Source organism: Frankia sp. CeRuru1, from assembly GCF_977966315.1.
This window is the reverse complement of record NZ_CDWWEW010000376.1, coordinates 1-4,921: the sequence shown is the minus strand read 5'-3', so window position 1 is coordinate 4,921 and position 4,921 is coordinate 1. Positions and strand designations below refer to the sequence as shown.

The 4,921-nt window shown below is 69.8% G+C and carries 7 protein-coding genes and 1 pseudogene; 1 reads left to right on the top strand and 7 read right to left on the bottom strand.

Annotated features, from left to right (window positions below; genetic code table 11):
* Positions 1–270, bottom strand: a pseudogene (locus tag AC08OP_RS20680) (hypothetical protein); the annotation flags it as partial.
* A 362-nt stretch (positions 271–632) separates the two neighbouring features.
* Here AC08OP_RS20680 and AC08OP_RS20675 point away from each other — a divergent pair.
* Complete coding sequence (locus tag AC08OP_RS20675; RefSeq protein WP_476615693.1) at positions 633–1,157, top strand: arsenate reductase ArsC; 525 nt, start codon at positions 633–635, stop codon at positions 1,155–1,157.
* On the opposite strand, the gene AC08OP_RS20670 is transcribed toward AC08OP_RS20675, so the two are convergent.
* The 6 genes from AC08OP_RS20670 to gvpJ form a co-directional block, all read right to left on the bottom strand.
* A complete protein-coding gene (locus AC08OP_RS20670) occupies positions 1,112–1,552 on the bottom strand; it encodes an MOSC domain-containing protein (protein ID WP_476615695.1) in 441 nt (146 codons plus the stop codon). The genes AC08OP_RS20675 and AC08OP_RS20670 overlap by 46 nt on opposite strands.
* A gap of 2 nt (positions 1,553–1,554) precedes the next feature.
* Positions 1,555–2,559, bottom strand: a complete 1,005-nt coding sequence (locus tag AC08OP_RS20665; RefSeq protein ID WP_476615692.1) for an SRPBCC family protein — start codon at positions 2,557–2,559, stop codon at positions 1,555–1,557.
* Positions 2,492–3,280, bottom strand: a complete 789-nt coding sequence (locus AC08OP_RS20660; RefSeq protein ID WP_476615691.1) for a hypothetical protein — start codon at positions 3,278–3,280, stop codon at positions 2,492–2,494. Before AC08OP_RS20660 ends, AC08OP_RS20665 begins: the two co-directional genes overlap by 68 nt.
* Complete coding sequence (locus AC08OP_RS20655; RefSeq protein WP_476615690.1) at positions 3,277–4,098, bottom strand: GvpL/GvpF family gas vesicle protein; 822 nt, start codon at positions 4,096–4,098, stop codon at positions 3,277–3,279. Before AC08OP_RS20655 ends, AC08OP_RS20660 begins: the two co-directional genes overlap by 4 nt.
* 5 nt (positions 4,099–4,103) lie before the next feature.
* Positions 4,104–4,535 (bottom strand): gas vesicle structural protein GvpA, encoded by a 432-nt coding sequence (locus AC08OP_RS20650; protein WP_476615689.1) that lies wholly within the window; start codon positions 4,533–4,535, stop codon positions 4,104–4,106.
* Between the two features lie 236 nt (positions 4,536–4,771).
* Positions 4,772–4,909, bottom strand: coding sequence for a gas vesicle protein GvpJ (gene gvpJ / locus AC08OP_RS20645; protein WP_476615694.1), 138 nt, complete (start codon positions 4,907–4,909; stop codon positions 4,772–4,774).
* Positions 4,910–4,921 lie beyond the last annotated feature (12 nt).

Genomic DNA, 4,921 nt, shown 5'->3' with positions numbered 1-4,921 from the left:
CTCCTGGGCGGCTCGTTGCTGATGCGGCGCTGACCCCCGCCCGATGCCCCGAGCCCCGAGTACGGTCCTGCGGTTTCCTCCTGCGGTTTCCCCGTCGTGGCGGGCACCCAGGGCGCCCTCGCGGATGGCGGTGATGACGGCCGAGAAGTTCCGACCGGGACCGTCCCGGCGGACGAAGTCCGCATAGATCTCGGCCGCGGTGTGCCCAGCACCGTACCCATCCCCTTGGGGAGCACCGTACCCATCCCCGCGGGGAGCACCCGGTGACACCCGTGGGAGTATGCCACTGGCAACCCACGGCTGACTCGAACGACTACATCAGTGTTATCAGAATGTTGTTGACAATGACCGGCGACGTTCGCGGTCGGCAATGGTCACGTCGGCAAGACTCGCAGTCCGCGAACATCCGGCCCATGAAATCACAATCCGCGATGCCACACCCGGCGAAACCGTGTTCGACAATGCCTCACCAAGACATACCCAACACCCGCTACAACGGAAGCCCGCGAACATCAACATTCAAACAAACGCCTGACATCGCGACCCGACATCCAGATCCGAAGAAAATACATTCCGACGCCCCCCGGCAACCCGTTATCCCACCGTTCCAGCACGGCCGACCAGGAGCGTTCGTGGCTCGTCCGCCCGAAGTGCTGTTCGTCTGCGTTCACAACGCGGGCCGTTCTCAGATAGGCGCCGCTCTGCTCGACCGACATGGTCGTGGCCTGTTCCGCGCCCGATCCGCCGGCAGCGCCCCGGCCCCGGCCATCCACCCGGGAGTCGTCACCGTCATGGCCGAGGTAGGCATCGACCTGTCCCGGGAGTCCCCGAAGCGACTGACCAACGAGATGGTCCGCGACTCCATCGTCGTCATCAACATGGGATGCGACGACGCCGTTCCCAGCTACCCCGACACGCGCTACCTCACCTGGAAACTGGATGATCCGGCGGAGTGCGCGCTCGAGGAGATCCGGTCGATCCGCGACGAGATCGACGCCCGCGTCCGGGCGCTGGTCTACAGTCTCGGCGTGGCCACCCGCGTCGGGCTACTGAAGAACCAGCCCGGTTACACCGGGATCCCGCCTGGTGGTACTGACCCGGATGCGTGGCGCTATCCTCCACCGGTCGGGGCGGGCGCACCCGACACAACCGCGTGATCCGGCGCGACCGCGTCGACGGGCTCGGCCTCCCGGGGCGGGATGATGATCGTCGCGCCGATCCGGACGGTGCCGCCACGCACGGCGTCGGCGCGCAGGCCACCCCGGTCGCGTAGCGCGCTCCAGACCCCGGGGCGGGTGAGCTGTTCGAGGTAGGAGCACGGTGGGCAGGGCCGGGCACCGAGCAGGACAACGTCGTCGATGCGGAAGGTCCGCCCGACGAGGTCGAGTAGCGCGACGCCCTCCGTCACCAGGTTTCGCCTGGTCTCCCACTCGGCCAGAGCCACCCCGGCATCCGCGGCCACGGCGGCGATGACCTCACGCTCGATCAGCGTGACGGCACGACCGGCGCCACCGCGCGCGGACAATCGCGGGAACCCGCGCACCCTCGCCATACTCACCGCCGCGCGGTTTCGGCCTGCTCGGCGCCCCCTTCCTGCTCGGCACTCCCTTTTTCCTCGGCCCACTCGGCCTCGGCCTGCTCGGCGCGTTCGGCTTGGGCCTGCTCGGCCCGCACGGTCGCCGCCCTCTCCCTCGCGGCCGGCCCCGACTCCTCGGGCTGTGCCACCACTTTGCCGTCGCGAATCTCACCTCGCCACGACCCGGTTGCCTTGCCCTGCATCACGATGAACCGGCGGAAATGCTTGAGATCGAGGCGGGCCCGCCGGCCGCCGGCACGCCAGATATTCCCCGTCCTCTCGACGAACCCGCTGGGATAGTATTCCATGGCCAGCAGGATCCGGGTGAGGTCATCAGCGAGCGGATGAAAAGTGACGGCGCCCCTGGTGGAGCCCTTTCCGCCCTCGGACGTCCAAGCGATCCGCCGGTCCGGGATCTGCTCTTGGACGGTCGCCTTCCAGCTGCGTCGGGACTTGAAGACCTTGACCCGCCAGTTCTGCTCGGTCTCGCTCTTCGTTTCCACCGCCTCCACGCCCTTCATGAAACGGGCGAAATCCGGGAACTGCGTCCACTGGTCGTAGGCGACGGACACCGGGACACCGACGTCCACCGTCTCCTCGATGTTCGTGGCTTTGAGTGGCCCGCTCTTGCCGCCGCGCTTCCCGCGGCCGATCTTCAGCGTCCCCTTCGCCTTCTCGCGCATCGCCGAGACCGCGGTCCTGAAGGCCGTCTTCGTCGGCGGTTCCCCCCTGACCAGCCGCTGGACGCCCTCGGCGAGCGGGGAGAGCTTACCCTCCTTGCCGTTCCTCTCGGCCAGCCCGTGGAGTTTCTCCGTGCTCGAGGTGAGCCGCTGCGCCGTCCTGCCGACCAGGTGCGCCCCACCCGCCTTCGCCAAGTTCTTCGTCTCGTCGAGCAGGCTCTTGGTCGCCGGGCTGTCACGCAGGGCACCGAGAAAACCCTGCGCCGGTGGCTTCGTCGTCGGCCGCTCTGTCGTCTGCGTCATCTCCGCTCCTCGTCGATCGGACCGTCCCTCGGATGTCACCGCTCGGAGGTGACGTTCTGCCGGCCACGCGCGGCGCGGCGCGGCCCCGCCGAACGTCCGGGCGAAGAACGGCGCTGCGCACCGGACTGCGCCACAGCCTCGGGCGCCGCTCCCTCACCGGCCGCCCGTTGCTCCGACCGCTCGCCCTGCTCGGTCTGCCCGCCTGCCCACGCTGCTCCGCCTGCCCACGCTGCTCGGTCTGCCCGCCCGAGGTGCCCTCCTCGGATTCCGCCGCGGCGGGCGCCAGCTTCTCGCCCTCTCCTTCGCCCCGGCCGGGTGCGGCGGCCTCCGGCACGGCCCCGGTCACCCCTTTGACGGCCCCGGTCACCCCCTCGGTGACCGCGCCCGTCGCCGCCTTGGCGACGTCACCCGCCTCGGCCAGGCCCTCGGTGAGCCGACCCGTACGCTGGTGGAGGTTCTCGGTGAGCCGACCCGCCCGGGCCTCGTACACCGACAGTGCCGCGCGCCGACCGGCCTCCAGCCCAGGTCCGCGGACCTGGGCGAGCAGCTCCTCCGCCTCCGCGGAATGCAGCAGTTTCACCGTCTGATCACGGACAATGTCCTTGGCGTGATAGTTGCGCCCGGTCAGCCAGAGCCCGACTCCGATCGCCATCTTGGCTTTCTTGGTCCGGCCGAGGACATAGCCGCCGACGAGCGCCGCAGCGATCTTCGCACTGCTCATAGTTGATCATTCCCTTCCCAGATGTCGGAGTCCGAGCTCCAACCCCATCTGCCGGTCCCCCCGAAGGCGTCGGCGTCCGCCGTGTCACCGGCTCCGGGGGGACCCGTGGGGCCCTCGGCGAAGTCGATGGCGGGAAGTGGGCCGACGTATTCGATCGTGAAGTACGGACAGGCACGACGGAGATCGGCGACGGCGGCGTCGAACGCGTCCACGGCGTCGTCGCGCAGCAGAAACGCCCAGCTGAGCACCGGGGCCTCCGCACCGCCGTGCGGGCGCCGTGGCCGGTCGGACAGCGCCAGCGGACGCAGCAGGTCGAGGATCGCATCGGCCTGACGCTGCCGGCGGGCGATGACCAGGTCGGCCACCTGCTGACCCAGCCTGATCCGCGCGTCGAGATCCGCGGGCGGCGTGACCCCGACGAACGGGCTGCCCGGCAGTACCTCGGTGAGGGCGGACCGCTCGTCCTCCTCCACGTCGAGATGCAGCTCCACCAGCCCTTCGAGCGCATCGAGCCGATCGGGCATCTCGTCGGCGAGCGGGGCGAGGACCTCACGGCACACGGCCGCCTCGTCGGGGGCGACGGTCCCGAACCGCAGCGGCAGCACGGGGCCTCCGGCGAGAAGTCGCTGCAGGATGTCCAGATGACGCACAGCCTCGGACTCGCCCAGAATCCCGACATCCGCGGTGACGCTGACCGCCGCCGCCAACGGCCCGAACCGCACCAGGTGCACCTGCCCCGGGGGGTGTCCGATGCCGGGCGGCGGTGGCGTCGGCGCCGGATGCCCGGACCGCGTGATGCCATAGATGATGACGGACATAGCGATCATCCCTCTCGGCCGCTGCGGCGGTCGCCCGGCGCACTGCGCCCGGCCGGCAGATCCCGCCGGGCGTGCTCCTCGGACGATCCGCCACGCAGCGAGCCCACCACCTCCTCGGCGGTGTCCTTCAATCCCTCGAGCGCCCCCTTCGACTTCTGCCTCGCGGTGCCGTCGGTGACCTCATGCATGAGTCCGGGCAGGCCCGAGACCTGCTCCTTGGGCGCGATGTCCAGCCGGTTCACCGCCTCGGCGAACCGGAGGTAAGTGTCCACGCTCGCGATGACGACCCGGGCGTCGACCGTGAGGATCTCGATTCCGACCAGCGCGACCCGCACGTAGGCGTCAATGACGATGCCCTTGTCGAGCACAACGTCGAGGACATCGGCCAGGCTGCTGGGCTTCGGAGCCCGGTTCATGGACTGACTGGAGACGCTCATGGCGCTGTCCTCGCCTTCTTCCATCGTTCTTCGTACGCGGAGGAGGCGGAGCGGGCCCTCGACGCGTCGGGGGCGGTCGGGTCGATCCCCGGCCCGGGATCGACGAGGTGACGGGCCCGCCGTAGTGCCTGCTCGGTCTCCTCGGGGCTCACGCCCGACGAGACGCGCGAGACCGCGACCGACGTCCTGGGGATCCGCGTCCAATCGCAGCGTCCGCCGGGGGTTCCTGGTAGTACTCACCATCCCGCCTCTCGGCCGCCCTCCACGGCTGTCTGCACACCGATTAGCAGGGCGCGCAGATCGAGCCGGAGCAGGTCGACGCCGGCCAGCGCGACCACGACATCCCCACTGATCACCACGCCGCGGTCCACCAGCCGGTCGAGGAG

Excerpts from the sequence above, each read along its gene's own strand:
- AC08OP_RS20670 (WP_476615695.1), bottom strand. The coding sequence starts at position 1,552 with ATGGCGAGGGTGCGCGGGTTCCCGCGATTGTCCGCGCGCGGTGGCGCC.
- AC08OP_RS20665 (WP_476615692.1), bottom strand. The coding sequence starts at position 2,559 with ATGACGCAGACGACAGAGCGGCCGACGACGAAGCCACCGGCGCAGGGT.
- AC08OP_RS20660 (WP_476615691.1), bottom strand. The coding sequence starts at position 3,280 with ATGAGCAGTGCGAAGATCGCTGCGGCGCTCGTCGGCGGCTATGTCCTC.
- AC08OP_RS20655 (WP_476615690.1), bottom strand. The coding sequence starts at position 4,098 with ATGTCCGTCATCATCTATGGCATCACGCGGTCCGGGCATCCGGCGCCG.
- AC08OP_RS20650 (WP_476615689.1), bottom strand. The coding sequence starts at position 4,535 with ATGAGCGTCTCCAGTCAGTCCATGAACCGGGCTCCGAAGCCCAGCAGC.